We start from the raw sequence: 15,440 nt of genomic DNA on the forward strand, positions 1-15,440 counted from the left end.
CTGTTTGCGACGGAGCCCGCCGCAATAAACGCCGTCAGCGGCTGCGGCGAAGCGCGCCTGTGGGTATCGCCCCGCACGGCTTCGCAACCGGGGCGCAGCAATGGTAAAGCGCCAGTACAAGGAGCTGCAATGAGAGTCGACATTGACATGGGCACGGCCTCCCCAGGGAAGCCGGCCATGATCGATCTTGAGGAACTGCTGGCCACCCGATTGCTCGTGCAGGGCAATTCGGGTTCGGGCAAGTCGCATCTTTTGCGCCGCCTGCTGGAGCAGAGCGCGCCCTGGGTGCAGCAATGCGTGATCGACCCGGAAGGCGATTTCGTCACCCTGGCCGACAAGTTCGGGCATGTGGTGGTCGATGCGCAGCGCACCGAGGCCGAGCTGACCCGCATCGCCGGCCGCATCCGCCAGCATCGCGTCTCCGCCGTGCTCAATCTGGAAGGTCTCGACGTCGACCAGCAGATGCGCGCCGCCGCCGCCTTCCTTGGCGGCATGTTCGATGCCGAGCGCGAATACTGGTATCCGGTTCTCGTCGTGGTCGACGAGGCGCAGCTCTTCGCACCGGCCGCAGCCGGCGAAGTCTCCGACGAGGCGCGCCGCATCTCGCTTGCCGCCATGACCAACTTGATGTGCCGTGGCCGCAAGCGCGGCCTTGCCGGCGTCATCGCCACCCAGCGGCTGGCCAAGCTCGCCAAGAACGTCGCGGCGGAAGCCTCCAACTTCCTCATGGGGCGCACCTTCCTCGACATCGACATGGCCCGCGCCGCCGACCTTCTGGGCATGGAGCGGCGGCAGGCCGAAATGTTCCGCGATCTGGCCCGTGGCCGTTTCGTGGCGCTCGGACCTGCCATGTCGCGCCGCCCCCTGCCGATCACCATCGGCGCGGTTGAAACCTCGGCGCGCTCGGTCAGCCCGAAGCTGATGCCGCTTCCCGAGAAGACGGAGGACATGGCCGACCTGGTGTTCACGCCGGGTCCGGAGGAGGTGCGCATGCCGATGCGCAAAGCAGCACCTCAGCCCATTCCCACCGCCGATCTGATGGCCCAGCTTGCGCGTCCGCAACCGGCCCCGATGCCACCCCCGGTCGAGCCGATGTTCCCCGAAATCGACGAGGCGGAGCGCGAGGCGGGCATCGACACCGTGCTGAAGGAAATCCTCGAAGATCCTGACGCCGGCTTCCGCACCGATGCCGTTCTCTATCAGGATTTTCTGGTGCGCTGCCGCATTCGCCGGGTCGTGGGCGAACCGCTGCAACTAGCCGCTTTCCGCAGGCGCCTTGCCGTCGCCCGTGCGGGCGTCGACCGCAAGACCGCCGGCGGCGAAGCCTGGCCGCAGGCGCTCCAGCTGTCCGAAAGCCTGCCCGATGACGTGCAGGGCGTGTTTCTTATGGTGGCGCAGGCCGCCGTCACCGGCGCGCCCTGTCCCTCCGACGCCACGCTGGCGCGCGCCTACGGCACCCATTCAGCGCGCCGTGCCCGCAGGCTTCTCACCTATTTCGAGGAGCGCGACCTGATCGTCGTGCGCACCGATTTCCACAACAATCGCGTCGTGGCTTTCCCGGATCTCGGCTGCGAAACCGCGCCCGGAGATCCCAACGCGCCCGATGAAGCCGCGCCTTCGGCCGACGCTGCCGAATAACATGCGCCACAGCGCTGCACTCTCAGGTCCACCGGCGAAATATGGTATGGACAACAAACCCCCATTCTGATACTAGCCGCCGCAAATTCGTGGCGGGAGCCGTCACGGAAGCTGGAGGCTTTGTCCGCCAGTTTTATGCATCCTAACCTGAGAGACAGGAACGCCCGTGCAGGTACTCGTTCGCGATAACAATGTTGATCAGGCGCTCCGCGCCCTCAAGAAGAAGATGCAGCGCGAAGGCATCTTCCGTGAAATGAAGATGCGCGGTCACTACGAAAAGCCTTCCGAGAAGAAGGCGCGCGAAAAGGCTGAGGCCGTGCGCCGTGCGCGCAAGCTGGCCCGCAAGCGTGCGCAGCGCGAAGGCCTGCTTCCCGGCGCCGCCCCCCGCCCGGCTCCGGCCGCCCGCGCCGCGCGCTGATACGATCTGTCTTTCGCCCTTTTTGCAGGGTATCGAGGTGGCGCGATTCCGGTCGCGGCCACCTTTTGTTTTTGCCGGGGCACTTTAGCCGGGACAGGGCTTTGGCTGCAGGCTAGGGTCTACACAGGACAAAGCGAGGACAGACTGCCATGGAAACAGTGAACGAACGGCGCGCCGCGCGTCACGGATCTTCCATCGCCGCGCTCGCCCTGAGCGGACTGATTCTGGCCGCCTGCCAGTCCGGCTCCGCCATCGACCTCAGCAATGTCGACGTCACGCAGGCTTCGAGCGAGAACATTTCTTCGCTGACGCAGGTGATCAACGCCAATCCGCGCGATCCCGAAGGCTACAATGTCCGCGGCTCCGCCTATGGGCGCGGCGGCCGCTACCAGCAGGCGCTGAAGGATTTCGACACCGCCATCTCGCTCAATCCGAATTTCTATCAGGCTTATGCAAACCGCGCCCTGATCTATCGCTTCATGAACGACAGCGGCAAGGCTCTGGCCGACTATAACCGCGCCCTGCAGATCAACCCGAGCTATGACGCAGCCTATATCGGGCGCGGCAATGTCTATCGGCAGGCAGGCCGCACGCAGGAAGCCTTCAACGACTTCGAAAAGGCGATCCAGCTCGACACCACCGATGCCCGCGCCTATCACAACAGAGGCCTGATCTATCAGGGACAGGGCCAGCACAGCTATGCCATCGAGGACTTCTCGTCGGCCATTTCCCTCGCCCCGGACGCCTCCGAGCCTTACAATGGCCGCGGCCTTTCCTATCTGGCCATGAACCAGGAGGACAACGCCTTCGCCGACTTCAACATGGCGATCAAGCTGGATTCGAAGAACGCCGAAGCGTGGACCAATCAGGCGCTGATCTACGAGCGGCGCGGCGAAAAGGCGAAGGCCGCCAAGTCCTATCGCGAGGCGGTACGCCTCAAGCCGGCCTATCAGCCTGCCAAGGACGGGCTTTCCCGCACTCAGTAAGCACCCGATAAGGGCACATATTCTTCCGCAGCGTCAGCCATATCGCGGCGATCCGGCATCGCCGCGCCATGATCGCGCCATGGTTCGACGCAACGTATCGCGCTTTCAGGCGTTGATCGCCATGGCGATTCTGCCAATGCGCGATCAGGAATTCAGGAGTTCTCTCATGATCAGGAAATTTGTTGCCGCCGCAGTGGTCGGCCTTGCTTCGATGACCGCCACCGCAAATGCAGCCGACATGTTCGAACTCGGCATTCTCGACTGCAAGATCGACGGCGGTGTTGGCTACCTCATCACCTCGAACAAGGGCCTTGCCTGCTCCTTCAAGCCCTCCAATGGCCGCGCGACCGAGTATTACAGCGGCGTCGTGTCCAAGCTTGGTGTGGATCTCGGCAAGACCCATCAGGGCAATCTCGTCTGGGCAGTGCTTGCCGCCAACCGCAACTATGACAGCGGCCGCATCGCCGGAAAGTATTTCGGTGTGAATGCCGAAGCCAGCGTCATCACCGGTGGCGGCGCCAATCTGCTGGTCGGCGGCTTCGAGCGCTCCTATGCCCTGCAGCCGCTCAGCGTGCAGGCGCAGACCGGCCTCAACCTCGCGGTGGCCGTGCAGTCGCTGGAACTGGTTCACTCGCTGAAATAAGGAAATTCCGCCGGCGGAACCCAGCGTTTCGCCGGCGTCCTTCACGGTATCGGGCAGCCCGGCCGAACACACCGCAGGGCGATCACGGCGTCCTGCCGAATGCCTGCAGGCTTAAAGCGCGTCGCGATCCTTCAGATTCGTTCCTGAAGCTTTAGTTTCCTATTCTCACATCTGTCGTCGGGTCGCATCCGCTGGCCATTTTCTGGCGATGCGCTTTAGCCGGTTGCACCGCCCAGACGATCTGCAACCAGATCAGCAAGCCGGGTCGCGACCTCATCCTTGGTGAGTTCCGGCCACTCCTCCACGCCGGTTCGCGACACAATGCGCACCCGGTTGCGATCACCGCCCATCACCCCACCAGCGCCGATGCCGCTGTCATGCGACACGTCATTGGCGACGATCAGGTCGGCGCCCTTTTTGTCGAGCTTGGCCTGTGCGTTTCTCACGACATCCTGCGTCTCGGCGGCGAAGCCGATGACCAGCGATGGTCGCCCCGAATGGTGACCAATGCCGGCCAGAATGTCGGGATTCTCCACCATCTGAAGCGCCGGCGGTCCCTCGCCCGCCACTTTCTTGATCTTTTCCCCGGCAGCATCGGCCGTGCGCCAGTCGGCCACGGCGGCAACGAAGATCGCCGCATCGGCCGGCAGCAAGCTTTCGACGGCGTCACGCATCTGGCGCGCGCTTTCCACATGCATAACCGACACACCAGCCGGATCAGCAATGGTCACCGGGCCGGAGACGAGATGCACATCGGCTCCCAGCCGGGCAAGGGCGGCCGCGATGGCATGGCCCTGCTTGCCCGACGAGCGATTGGCGATATAGCGCACCGGATCGATCGGCTCATGCGTGGGGCCGGAGGTGACAAGAATGCGCCGTCCCGCCAGCGGTTTCGCCGCCGGCGCCAGCAGCGCCTCGATGGCTGCCACGATTTCCAGCGGTTCCGCCATGCGGCCCTCGCCCGCCTCGCCACTTTCGGCCATTTCGCCCCGCTTCGGCCCGACAAAGCAAACGCCATCGCCTGCCAGCGTCTCGCGGTTGCGCCGTGTCGCCGGATGCGCCCACATCTTCGGGTTCATGGCCGGCGCGATCAGCACCGGCTTGTCCGTTGCCAGAAGAACGGCAGAAGCCAGATCACTGGCAAGGCCATTGGCAAGCTTTGCCATCAGATCGGCTGTTGCCGGCGCGACCATGACCAGATCGGCCTCGCGCGCCAGCCTGATGTGGCCGACATCCTGCTCGTCCTGCCGGTCGAACAGGTCGGTGAACACATGGTCCGCCGCCAGCGCCCCGACTGCCAGCGGCGTGATGAACTGCTGCGCTGCCTGCGTCATCACCGGCCGCACCGCCGCCCCGCGCTCGCGCAGCCGCCGAATGAGATCCAGCGTTTTATAAGCGGCAATACCGCCGCCAATGATAAGCAGAATGCGCTTGCCGGAAAGGGTACTCGACATGCCGTTGATCAACTCCGTAAGCAGCGTCCTGTCTGGAAAAGCAAATTAGGCAGGACTGCCGGTGCGGTCAATTTGCCGTTCAGAACACCTTCCACGCAATGTAGATGAGCGTCAGCGCGATCACCCACAGAGCCAGTCGGCCAGAGCGGGTGTGGCGGGCTTCGGCCTTGCCGATCGCCTGCGCCGTCTCGGCATCGAACCGCAGGCCGTTCTCGGCCATATGATCGATTTCGCGCGACAGGCGCTCCGTGCGCTTGGCAAATTCGGGCATTTGACGTGCCAGCGCCGTGACGGCGTAAAGCCCGTCCCGGGCGTCGGTCAGCAAACCGCGCGGCCCCAGATTGTCCCGTATCCAGTCTCCCACGACCGGCTCCGCTGTCTTCCACATGTTGAAGGCCGGATCGAGCGTACGGGCCACGCCTTCCACCACCACCATGGTCTTTTGCAGCAACACCAGTTCCGGCCGGGTCTGCATGTCGAACAGCTCCGTTACCTCGAATAGCAGCGTCAGCAGCTTGGCCATGGAGATGGTCTCGGCCGGCTGGCCGTGGATCGGCTCGCCGATGGCGCGGATCGCCTGCGCGAAGGCGGCGACATCGTGCCTGGCAGGCACATAACCGGCCTCGAAATGCACTTCCGCCACACGCAGATAATTGCGTGTGATGAAACCGTAGAGAATTTCGGCCAGGAAGCGACGCTCCTGCTTGCCGAGACGCCCGGAAATGCCGAGATCGACGGCGACGATGGTGCCATTGGCTTCCACGAACAGGTTGCCCGGGTGCATGTCGGCATGGAAAAAGCCATCGCGCAGCGTATGGCGCAGGAACGACTGGATCAGATTGGTGGCGATGGCCCTCAGATCGTGACCTGCCGCAGCGAGCGCGGCAATGTCATTCATCTTGATGCCGTCGACCCACTCCATGGTGAGCACGTCGCGGCCGGTACGCTCCCAGTCCACCGCCGGCACGCGAAAACCGGGATCGTCCTTCGTGTTTTCGCCAAGCTCGGAAAGAGCTGCCCCTTCGAGCCGCAGATCCATCTCGATGCGGGTGGTCTGCGCCAGCGTTTCGGTGACCTGCACGGGGCGCAGCCGCCTGCTTGAGGGAATGTACTTCTCCTGCAGGCGGGCAGCGAGGAAATAGCTTTCCAGATCCTGATTGAAGCGCCGTCGCACACCGGGGCGGATGACCTTCACCGCGACCTGACGCCGGCCATCGGGATAATCGACATCTGCCGGATGCACCTGCGCGATGGAGGCGGCAGCCACGGCATCCCCGAAGTCATGGTAGAGATCGCCGATCGTGCGCCCCAGCGACGCCTCGACAGCCGCCTGCGCGGCCGCCTTGGGGAAGGTCGGCATCTTGTCCTGCAACAGCGCAAGCTCAAGGGCGATGTCGTTGCCGACCACATCGGGGCGGGTAGCAAGGAACTGGCCGAGCTTGACATAGGAGGGGCCCAGCCGCGCCACCGCATGCGCCAGCCGGTCGCTGCGCTGCTCTTTCAGCGCGCGCCGCCGCGTGAACATCGTGGCGACCCGCCAGCCCAGTTTCGGCAGACCCGAAAGCTGATCGCCCGGCAGGGCGGCAACCACACCCTCACGCACCAGAACCCAGCCGGCCCTGACCAGCCGGAAACCCGCACTCACGCTGCTCATGAAGGCTGTCCAGTCAAAGCTTCCAGCCCGAATGAAGTGCGGCGATGCCGCCCGAATAGTTGCGGAAGCTCACGCGCTCGAAGCCGGCCGAGGAAATCATCTCGGCGAAATTCTTCTGGTCGGGAAACTTGCGGATCGATTCCACCAGATAGGCGTAAGGCTCGCCGTCGCCGGTCACCATTTCGCCAATCTTCGGAATGGCGTTGAATGACCATGCCTCATAGAAGCGGTCGAGCAGCGGCATATTGACATCGGAGAATTCGAGGCACAGGAAACGTCCGCCGGGCTTCAGCACGCGGAAGGCTTCCGACAGCGCCACATCGATGCGCGGCACGTTGCGGATGCCGAAGGCGATCGTATAGGCATCGAAGGTGGAATCGGCGAAAGGCAGTTCCTCGGCATTGGCCTCGACGAAATCGAGATAAGTCGAAAGCCCCTTCTTTTCCGCGCGCTCGCGCCCCACCTGAAGCATCGAACCGTTGATGTCGAGCACCGTTTCGTGGGCGTTGCGCCGGCTGGCCTCGATGATGCGAAAGGCGATGTCGCCGGTGCCGCCGGCCACGTCCAGCCCTTTCCAGCCCGGCCGCTTCGGCGGGTTGAGCCAGGCGATCATGGCGTCCTTCCAGATGCGGTGCATGCCCGCCGACATCAGGTCGTTCATCAGGTCGTAGCGATTGGCGACCTTGTGGAACACCTCGTTGACCAGGGGCTGCTTTTCGCCGGCGCCGACCTGGCGGAATCCGTAGGAGGTTTCCATGCCGCCACGGGCGGTGGTTCTTTCAACTGACATGATCATGATCCGCCTTTTATGCGCGCGGACCATACAGGAACGAATTTGGCCGCGCCATGGCTTTAGCCGTCATTTCATTTACCCGGCGCCCCGCATTTACCCGGTAAAAGGTCGCAGGCCACCTGTGGACTTTGTGCGCCTCAGCCCGCATAGGCCTTTTCTAATTTCTTTCCACCATTCACAATCGAGCTGTGAATTAGCCGGAGAACACCATGAAGGGCGTCACCGTCATCGATCATCCGCTGGTGCAGCACAAGCTCACCATCATGCGTGACAAGAACACCTCGACGGCAGGCTTCCGCCGGCTGCTGCGCGAAATCTCGCTGCTGCTCGGCTATGAGGTGACGCGCGACCTGCAACTGACGACGACGACCATCGAAACGCCGATCGAGGAAATGGAAGCGCCGGTGCTGGAAGGCAAGAAGCTGGTGTTCGCCTCTGTGCTGCGCGCCGGCAACGGGCTGCTCGAAGGCCTGCTCGACCTCGTACCGGCCGCGCGCGTCGCCCATATCGGGCTTTACCGCGACCACGATACGCTGGAAGCGATCGAATATTTCTTCAAGGCGCCCAGCGACCTTGCCGACAGGCTGGTGATCGTGGTCGATCCCATGCTGGCGACGGCCAATTCGGCCACGGCGGCAATCGACAGGCTGAAGGCGCGCGGCGCCACCAACATTCGCTTCCTGTGCCTGCTGGCCGCGCCGGAAGGCATTGCCCGCTTCACCGCCGCCCATCCGGACGTACCGGTCTATACCGCGTCCATCGATCGCCAGCTCAACGAAAAGGGTTACATCATGCCCGGCGTCGGCGATGCGGGCGACCGCATGTATGGAACGAAGTAGCCCCGCCATGAACGACACCGACAGGGACAGGCTGGTCGCGCTGGAAATCCGCGCGGCCGAACAGGAAAAGACCATCGAGGAACTGTCCGGCCAGCTCGCCGAACAGTGGAAGGTGATCGACCGGCTTCAGAAGAGGCTCAACGCCCTGACCGAGCGCTTTCTGGAACTGGAAGAACAGGCCTCGCCCGAGATACCGGTGACGAAGCCGCCCCACTGGTAAGCGCCGACGCCGCCCGGCAAGAACAACCCGTCAGGCGCGCACGCCGGTCGGGATGGGGCAGGAAACGCCCGTGCCTTGCAGGCCGCAATAGCCATCCGGGTTCTTCGCCAGATATTGCTGATGCTCGGTTTCAGCGAAATAGAACTCCGGCGCCGGCGCGATCTCCGTGGTGACTTTGCCGCGTCCGCTTGCCACCAATGAAGCCTCATAGGCATCGCGCGAAGCCTTCGCCTGCTCCAGTTGCGCCTCGCTGGTGGTGAAGACCACCGAGCGGTAGGTTGTGCCGATGTCGTTGCCCTGCCGCATGCCCTGCGTCGGGTCGTGATTTTCCCAGAACAGCTTCAGCAGGTCGGCATAGGACACCACGGCCGGATCGAAGACCACCAGCACCACCTCGGCATGGCCGGTGAGCCCGGTGCAGGTTTCACGATAGGTCGGGTTGGGCGTGAGGCCACCCGCATAGCCGACAGCAGTGACCCACACGCCCGGCACCTGCCAGAACAGCCGCTCCGCGCCCCAGAAGCAGCCCATGCCGAACACGGCGCTCTCAATGCCCTCCGGATAAGGCCCCTTCAGCGGATTGCCGTTGACGTAATGGGTCTCGGCGGTCGGGAGCGGCTGATCCCGTCCCGGCAGCGCCTCCTCAGGCTTCGGCATGGAGGATTTCTTGCTCAGGAGATCATTCAGGGAAAACATGTCGGTCTTCCTTCCTTAAAGGGTTAGCGCCAAAGGGCTATCACCGTTCAGCCGGCGGCGTAGCGTACGGCTGGACGCTCGCGCCGGTAGCCGATGGCGTAGAGCAGCAATGCCAGGCACGCGAACACCGCAAAACCCGGCAGAGACAGAATGAAGTTCACGCCCACATCCCAGACCAGCGGACCGATCTTCTCGCGCACGAACATTTCCGCCGCACCCAGTGTCTGTGGTGACACCGCATTCCAGCTGGTTTTCAGCGGCGTGGTGATCAGCTGAGAAGCCGCAACCGTGCGCGTCGCATCCAGCACCGCCATGATCACGGCGACCGAAAGTGAAACCATCGCGGCAAGCCGGAACAGGAAACGGAACATCAGTGCACCTTTCTGGCACAAGAGATATGGCGGCGAGCTTCCGGGCGCAATCGGGTTGAAGGAAAAACAGGTTGTAACCGTAATTTTCCCATCCCAGCGGAAACCGGAAAACGCTTATAATTCAATGCTGGTGGTTAGAAATCAACCACTTCGATTCCGAGTTTGTTAAGTACAACCATTGCGCACATTTCGTTTACCATTGCACTTAACACAACCGAAAGCGGTGCCCGCGATATTGGGGTCACGGTTCATCAAGAAGCCGTTCAAACAAGTCACAACCTGGGCAACAAGGAATACAGATATGACCAAGCTTTTCGCACGCTTCGCCAAGGATGAGTCCGGCGCCACTGCCATCGAATACGGCCTGATCGCAGCCCTGATCGCCGTCGGCATCATCGGTGCCGCCACGACACTTGGAAAGAACATCAGCGCCACGTTTAGCGATGTTTCTAAAGAACTTTCGCAGGCACCGGCTACGTCTACTCCCTGATACCTGAGGAATAAAGCTCTGAGATCCATGGATCTTGGCGCTGTAAATGAAAAGGTCGCCTCAGGGCGGCCTTTTCTATTTTCGGCCTCAATCTTCTGTAACAATGATACGGTAGGTCTATATTGAGGCGGTATCAACGGTCGCAAACAAATGCTGAATTATCTCTTCGGAAAACCATGTGCAGCGGCGGTCTTCGCAGCAGCGCTTCTGACCGTCAGCGTTCCGACCTCGGCCCAGCAACGGCCGCCCGTGGTGCAGGACCAATCCGAAATCATCCAGCTTCAGAACCGCATCCAACGCCAGCAATTCGAGCAGCAGCAGCAGCTTAACAGGCAGATCGACCGCCAGCAGGTCACCCAGCCTCCCGTCCAGCGCCCGCAGGTGCCGACTTTTCAGCAAAACTGTCAAACTCAGGTGACAGGCAGCGGTTATGTAAGGAATTGCCGCTGACGTGGCTTGCCTCAATTGATTAGCCGACTATTCTGTTCGGTGCAGATCGAATCGACGGAATATGGCGAAACAGAAGAAGCAGGTCCTTCGTAAAGCGAAGAAAGGCGAGAAGATTCGCCAGGTGGCGGCGATCCCTTTCAGGATCGGAGCCGATGGCGATTTGCAGGTCATGCTGGTCACCTCGCGCGAAACCCAGCGCTTCATTCTGCCCAAAGGCTGGCCGATGAAAGGCAAGAGCGGCCGCAAGGCCGCCACCATCGAGGCCGAGGAAGAGGCCGGCGTCTCCGGAAAGACGCTCAAGGAGCCCGCAGGAACCTACACTTACTGGAAGCGCCTGCCGGCCGCCTTCGTGCGCATCGATGTCACCGTCTATCTTCTGGAAGTCTCCGAACAGATGAAGCAGTGGCCGGAATCCGGCCGCCGCCAGCGCGCATGGCTTTCACCCGCGCAGGCAGCCGTGCTGATAGATGAGCCGGAACTGGCAAGCCTCGTCCGCCAGCTGAAAATTCCGCAGGAAACCACGCCTGCAAAGCCTGAAAAAACCAAAGCGTGATCCGGCGCGCCGGCAAAGCAGCAGCGACGCACTCACAGTGACTGCGGAATCTCCTGTGGCGCCAGTTCCACCAACGGAGCGGGTATGGAGGTGGTTTTTTCCGCAGATTTGCAGATATCGGCAATCACACATGCCGGGCAGTCCGGCTTGCGCGCCTTGCACACATAGCGCCCGTGCAGGATGAGCCAGTGATGGGCATGGCGCATGAATTCGTCTGGAATGATGCGGACAAGCTCCGCCTCCACCTGCTCCGGCGTCTTGCCCGGAGCCAGTCCGATGCGGTTGCCGATGCGCAGGATGTGGGTGTCCACCGCCATCGTATGCTGGCCGAAAGCCATGTTGAGCACCACATTGGCGGTCTTTCGGCCAACACCCGGCAGCTTCACCAGTTCGTCGCGATCATCAGGAACTTTACCGTGATGATCGCGAATGAGCGCCTGCGAAAGGGCGATCACGTTCTTTGCCTTGTTGCGCCACAGGCCGATGGTGCGGATATAGTCGCCGACCTTCTCCTCACCCAGCGCCAGCATCTTCTGCGGCGTGTCGGCGATCTGGAACAGTGCGCGTGTCGCCTTGTTGACGCCGGCATCGGTCGCCTGCGCCGACAGCACCACCGCCACCAGCAGGGTGAAGGCGTTGACATGCTCCAGTTCGCCCTTCGGTTCCGGCCGCTGCACCGAGAACCGGCGGAAAATCTCATGAACCTCGGCCGGCGTGTACAGCGAACGCGGACGGCGCGGCGCAGGCCGCGCCTTCACCGCCTTTGCCTTGGGCACCGGCTGCGCGACCTCATTTCCGGGCACAGGCCGATCTTTTGACTTGGGCTTGCTCATGCTCATCCTATAGTATCGCCGCATGAGCGAGACAAATGCCGACTTTGCCGCGGATCAGCCCTTCTTCACAGCGCTGCTGACGCCGTACAGATCGCTTGGGCGCACCGGCTTTCTGATCCTGTTCGGCGCCATGCTGTCTGCTTGGGCCATCATCGGCATCATTTTCCTCAGCCACGGCGCATGGCCGATCTTCGGCTTCTTCGGTCTCGACGTGGTGGCCCTCTATGTCGCATTCCGGTTCAACTATCGGGCTGCCCGCGCCCGCGAGGAAGTGTCGGTTTCCCGAACCGAACTGCATATCCGCAAGATTTCGCCCTCCGGCAAATCCGAGCAGCATCGCTTCAATCCGTTCTGGACACGCTTTTCCGTGGCCCGCCACACCGAAATCGGCATCACCCGCATGGCGGTGGAAACGCGCGAGCAAAGCGTGGCGATCGGCAGTTTCCTCAACCCGGACGACCGCGAAAGCTTCGCCACCGCGTTTTCCCGCGCCCTTGCCACCGCAAAGGCCCGTTAAGAAAGCACGCATCCGGCAGGAAACGGGTGGGAATGGCGCTCTTTTGGGACGATATTTGAGAACAGACAGATATCAGCGAGACAGGCCATGAACGCCCGCACCCAGATGAAGCCCGTACCCGTTCTCGAACGCGACATCACCCCGCAAGGCAGCGATTATGAGATCGTGCGCCAGGTCATCGAAAAGATCAGTCTCGATTATCGCGACCAGCCATCGCTGGAGGAACTGGCTGCCGATGTGGGCGAGACCCCGACCGGGCTGCAGAAACTGTTCACCCGCTGGGCCGGGCTTTCTCCCAAGGGCTTTTTGCAGGCGGTGACGCTCGACCATGCGCGGCGGCTGCTCGAATCGGGCGCGCCGCTGCTGGAAGCCTCCATGGAAGTGGGCATGTCCGGACCCGCCCGCCTGCACGATTTGTTCGTCACCCATGAGGCGATGTCGCCGGGGGCCTACAAGAACCGCGGCGAGGGCCTGACCATAAATTATGGCTACCACGTCTCGCCCTTCGGCATCGCGCTGATCATGGTCACCGACCGGGGGCTTGCCGGCCTTTCCTTCAACGATCCCGGCGATGAAAAAGCCGCGTTCGACGATATGGCCGGCCGCTGGCCCAACGCCACCTACATCGAAGACATGGCCGCCACCCTGCCCTATGCGCAGCGCATCTTCGATCCGTCCCGCTGGCGCGCTGACCAGCCCCTGCGCGTGGTCATGATCGGCACCGACTTTCAGGTGCGGGTGTGGGAGGCTTTGTTGTCCATCCCCATGGGCACGGCCAGAACCTATTCCGACCTCGCCGGAAAGATCGGGGAGCCGAAGGCCTCGCGCGCCGTGGGCGCGGCCTGCGGGGCCAACCCCATCTCCTTCGTGGTGCCCTGCCACCGCGCCCTGGCGAAATCCGGTGCGCTCACCGGCTATCACTGGGGCCTGACCCGCAAGCGGGCCATCCTCGGCTGGGAAGCGGGACAGGTAGCCTGACGCCGGGAAGCGCGCATTGCGCTTTGTGCGGTGCACGATAAGCTCGCAAGGTCAGGGAGTTTTGCGGGCATGATCATCGTTGTCGGATCGATCAATCTTGATCTGATCGTCAGGCTGGAGCGCCTGCCCTCCCCCGGCGAGACATTGCAGGGCACCGGCTTTGACAAAGCTCCCGGCGGCAAGGGTGCCAATCAGGCTCTGGCGGCAGCGCGCGCCGGCGCAAGGGTGCGCATGATAGGATCCGTCGGCAACGATGCCTTCGCCGGTGATGCTTTGTCCCTTCTGCGCGCCGGCGGGCTCGATCTTTCCGGCGTGACCATCAGCACGGCCCCGACCAGCACAGCACTTATCTTCGTTGGCGCGGACGGTGAAAACATGATCGCGCTGGTGGCGGGCGCCAACAGCGAAGTTCATCCCGCCGATCTTGGAAAGGCAGAGCTGAAGAAGGGTGATGTCCTGCTGCTTCAGCAGGAGATACCGCCCGAAACCGTGGAGGCTGCACTCGTTATGGCGCGGGATGCGGGTGCGCTCAGCGTGCTCAACATCGCACCCTACCGCGATGAGGCAGGCCAATGCCTCACCAAAGCCGATTTCATTGTCGCAAATGAAACGGAGTTCGACCAATGCTGCCGCACCATTGGCATTGAGGGCAGCGACGCCAGACAACGCATGCGGAGCATCGTATCCCGGACCGGCAGAACGATCATCGTTACATTGGGGTCCGACGGCGTTCTCGCCGCCACGCCCGATAATTTTCTGGAGGTGCCTGTGATCGACATACAGCCAGTCGATACGGTTGGTGCAGGCGACACCTTCTGCGGCTATCTGGCAGCGGGCCTGAGCGCCAGCCTTCCCCTTGAAAAGGTTCTCGAACGCGCTGCTGCGGCAGGCTCCCTCGCTTGCCTCAAAGCCGGCGCCCAGCCTTCGATCCCGCTCGCGAGCGAGGTGGATGCTGCCCTCTCCCGCAGGGCCCGGTGAAGGTCACCCTCGGCGCAAACCGGCGAAAGCCGAAGGCAAGCCTGCCTTTCCTGTGCAGCTCAGACGGCCAAATCTTGAACTCGGGGCTGCGGCAGACCATATCTGGTGCATGGAAGAATGCCGTGTGGGTTCTTCCGGAATTTGTCGCTCTCAAGAGGACAGGATTGCATGACCAGAATGACGCCTTTTTCCAGCCCGCTTCTCCTCGGCTTCGATGCCATGGAGAAAACGCTGGAACGCCTGGCAAAGTCGGGTGACGGCTACCCTCCCTATAATATCGAGCGCCTTCGCGGCGCAGACGGCACCACAGAAAAGCTGCGGATCACGCTGGCCGTCGCAGGGTTCGCGGAAAGCGACCTCGACGTGACCACCGAGGAAAGCCAGCTGATCGTCAGAGGCCGTCAGACAGACGACTCCGAGCGCGAATTCCTCCACCGTGGCATCGCTGCCCGCCAGTTCCAGCGCTGTTTCGTGCTGGCTGATGGAATGCGCGTGATCGGGGCAGAGCTCAGGAACGGGCTTCTGTCCATAGATCTCGACCGGCCCGAAGCCGAAAGGCTGGTACGAAAAATAAACATATCGGTGAAAGACTGATCTTTGCCGATGCTGAAGAGCCGGCCTTGGAAGGCGGCTCATAGACAGGAGGCCTGGATATGACCAGAACCGTTGACACGATTGCCGACAGCCAGGTGATGAGCGAAGGCGAACTGGCCCATCTCGGCGAAGGTACAGTTGCCTATCTGCGAAAGATGTCGAGCGACGACCTGCGCGGCCGCTTCCCCGGCCTGGCGCAGATCACGCCCGGACTTGAGCTGTGGGCACTGTTCGCCGCGAACGGCCAGCCGATCCTGCTGGCGGACGAACGCGACCGCGCACTTGCCGGAGCGATGGAAAACGACCTGACCACGGTTGCCACGCACTGAGCTCCA

General features: G+C 62.4%; 20 protein-coding genes. 14 read left to right on the forward strand and 6 right to left on the reverse strand.

Going from position 1 to position 15,440, the window contains the following annotated elements; genetic code table 11:
- The first annotated feature begins 129 nt into the window (after window positions 1-129).
- The 4 genes from MIC97_RS07370 (at window position 130) to MIC97_RS07385 (ending at window position 3,685) form a co-directional block, all read left to right on the forward strand.
- Entirely contained in the window at window positions 130-1,638 is a 1,509-nt protein-coding gene (locus MIC97_RS07370; protein WP_239799484.1) for an ATP-binding protein, read from the forward strand.
- A gap of 166 nt (window positions 1,639-1,804) precedes the next feature.
- Complete coding sequence (gene rpsU, locus MIC97_RS07375; RefSeq protein ID WP_183831877.1) at window positions 1,805-2,056, forward strand: 30S ribosomal protein S21; 252 nt, start codon at window positions 1,805-1,807, stop codon at window positions 2,054-2,056.
- 149 nt (window positions 2,057-2,205) lie between these two features.
- On the forward strand, window positions 2,206-3,042 hold the full coding sequence (locus MIC97_RS07380; protein ID WP_239799485.1) for a tetratricopeptide repeat protein: 837 nt from the start codon (window positions 2,206-2,208) through the stop codon (window positions 3,040-3,042).
- Window positions 3,043-3,208: 166 nt separating this feature from the next.
- Window positions 3,209-3,685, forward strand: a complete 477-nt coding sequence (locus MIC97_RS07385; protein WP_239799486.1) for a DUF992 domain-containing protein — start codon at window positions 3,209-3,211, stop codon at window positions 3,683-3,685.
- 215 nt (window positions 3,686-3,900) lie between these two features.
- Here the strand turns inward: MIC97_RS07385 and coaBC are convergent, their stop codons facing one another.
- From coaBC to ubiE, 3 genes are all read right to left on the reverse strand, one after another.
- Window positions 3,901-5,139 (reverse strand): bifunctional phosphopantothenoylcysteine decarboxylase/phosphopantothenate--cysteine ligase CoaBC, encoded by a 1,239-nt coding sequence (coaBC, locus tag MIC97_RS07390; protein ID WP_239799487.1) that lies wholly within the window; start codon window positions 5,137-5,139, stop codon window positions 3,901-3,903.
- Between the two features lie 79 nt (window positions 5,140-5,218).
- Window positions 5,219-6,793, reverse strand: a complete 1,575-nt coding sequence (ubiB, locus tag MIC97_RS07395) for a 2-polyprenylphenol 6-hydroxylase (RefSeq protein WP_239799488.1) — start codon at window positions 6,791-6,793, stop codon at window positions 5,219-5,221.
- 13 nt (window positions 6,794-6,806) lie between these two features.
- A complete protein-coding gene (gene ubiE, locus MIC97_RS07400; protein ID WP_239799489.1) occupies window positions 6,807-7,583 on the reverse strand; it encodes a bifunctional demethylmenaquinone methyltransferase/2-methoxy-6-polyprenyl-1,4-benzoquinol methylase UbiE in 777 nt (258 codons plus the stop codon).
- Between the two features lie 212 nt (window positions 7,584-7,795).
- Between ubiE and upp the strand changes: the two genes are divergently transcribed.
- Together upp and MIC97_RS07410 are read left to right on the forward strand one after the other, a co-directional pair.
- Entirely contained in the window at window positions 7,796-8,425 is a 630-nt protein-coding gene (upp, locus tag MIC97_RS07405; protein ID WP_183831883.1) for a uracil phosphoribosyltransferase, read from the forward strand.
- A 7-nt stretch (window positions 8,426-8,432) separates the two neighbouring features.
- Entirely contained in the window at window positions 8,433-8,645 is a 213-nt protein-coding gene (locus tag MIC97_RS07410; RefSeq protein ID WP_239799490.1) for a SlyX family protein, read from the forward strand.
- 30 nt (window positions 8,646-8,675) lie between these two features.
- Here the strand turns inward: MIC97_RS07410 and msrA are convergent, their stop codons facing one another.
- Together msrA and MIC97_RS07420 are read right to left on the reverse strand one after the other, a co-directional pair.
- Complete coding sequence (gene msrA / locus MIC97_RS07415; RefSeq protein ID WP_239799491.1) at window positions 8,676-9,341, reverse strand: peptide-methionine (S)-S-oxide reductase MsrA; 666 nt, start codon at window positions 9,339-9,341, stop codon at window positions 8,676-8,678.
- A 47-nt stretch (window positions 9,342-9,388) separates the two neighbouring features.
- Window positions 9,389-9,712 carry a hypothetical protein gene (locus tag MIC97_RS07420; RefSeq protein ID WP_239799492.1) on the reverse strand — a complete coding sequence of 108 codons (324 nt, stop codon included), beginning with the start codon at window positions 9,710-9,712 and terminating at the stop codon, window positions 9,389-9,391.
- 301 nt (window positions 9,713-10,013) lie between these two features.
- Here MIC97_RS07420 and MIC97_RS07425 point away from each other — a divergent pair, with 301 nt between their 5' ends.
- The 3 genes from MIC97_RS07425 to MIC97_RS07435 all read left to right on the forward strand — a co-directional run bounded on the left by MIC97_RS07425 (window position 10,014) and on the right by MIC97_RS07435 (window position 11,205).
- Window positions 10,014-10,202, forward strand: a complete 189-nt coding sequence (locus tag MIC97_RS07425) for a Flp family type IVb pilin (protein WP_239799493.1) — start codon at window positions 10,014-10,016, stop codon at window positions 10,200-10,202.
- A 150-nt stretch (window positions 10,203-10,352) separates the two neighbouring features.
- Complete coding sequence (locus MIC97_RS07430) at window positions 10,353-10,652, forward strand: hypothetical protein (RefSeq protein ID WP_239799494.1); 300 nt, start codon at window positions 10,353-10,355, stop codon at window positions 10,650-10,652.
- 61 nt (window positions 10,653-10,713) lie between these two features.
- Entirely contained in the window at window positions 10,714-11,205 is a 492-nt protein-coding gene (locus MIC97_RS07435) for an NUDIX hydrolase (protein ID WP_239799495.1), read from the forward strand.
- A 32-nt stretch (window positions 11,206-11,237) separates the two neighbouring features.
- Here the strand turns inward: MIC97_RS07435 and nth are convergent, their stop codons facing one another.
- The gene (nth, locus tag MIC97_RS07440; RefSeq protein ID WP_239799496.1) at window positions 11,238-12,038 is read right to left on the reverse strand and encodes an endonuclease III; all 801 of its coding nucleotides are present in this window, start codon (window positions 12,036-12,038) and stop codon (window positions 11,238-11,240) included.
- Between the two features lie 22 nt (window positions 12,039-12,060).
- Here nth and MIC97_RS07445 point away from each other — a divergent pair, with 22 nt between their 5' ends.
- The 5 genes from MIC97_RS07445 to MIC97_RS07465 all read left to right on the forward strand — a co-directional run bounded on the left by MIC97_RS07445 (window position 12,061) and on the right by MIC97_RS07465 (window position 15,434).
- Complete coding sequence (locus MIC97_RS07445) at window positions 12,061-12,555, forward strand: DUF2244 domain-containing protein (RefSeq protein ID WP_183831891.1); 495 nt, start codon at window positions 12,061-12,063, stop codon at window positions 12,553-12,555.
- Window positions 12,556-12,642: 87 nt separating this feature from the next.
- Window positions 12,643-13,533 carry a bifunctional helix-turn-helix domain-containing protein/methylated-DNA--[protein]-cysteine S-methyltransferase gene (locus MIC97_RS07450; RefSeq protein ID WP_239799497.1) on the forward strand — a complete coding sequence of 297 codons (891 nt, stop codon included), beginning with the start codon at window positions 12,643-12,645 and terminating at the stop codon, window positions 13,531-13,533.
- Between the two features lie 69 nt (window positions 13,534-13,602).
- Window positions 13,603-14,511: a ribokinase gene (locus tag MIC97_RS07455; RefSeq protein ID WP_239799498.1), complete on the forward strand. Its 909-nt coding sequence runs from the start codon at window positions 13,603-13,605 to the stop codon at window positions 14,509-14,511.
- A 168-nt stretch (window positions 14,512-14,679) separates the two neighbouring features.
- A complete protein-coding gene (locus tag MIC97_RS07460) occupies window positions 14,680-15,105 on the forward strand; it encodes an Hsp20 family protein (protein ID WP_183831894.1) in 426 nt (141 codons plus the stop codon).
- A gap of 59 nt (window positions 15,106-15,164) precedes the next feature.
- Window positions 15,165-15,434: a DUF1150 family protein gene (locus tag MIC97_RS07465; protein WP_183831895.1), complete on the forward strand. Its 270-nt coding sequence runs from the start codon at window positions 15,165-15,167 to the stop codon at window positions 15,432-15,434.
- Window positions 15,435-15,440: the final 6 nt, after the last annotated feature.

Source organism: Aquamicrobium sp. NLF2-7 (assembly GCF_022359935.1).
In the GTDB taxonomy this organism is placed as follows: Bacteria; Pseudomonadota; Alphaproteobacteria; order Rhizobiales; family Rhizobiaceae; genus Mesorhizobium; species Mesorhizobium lusatiense.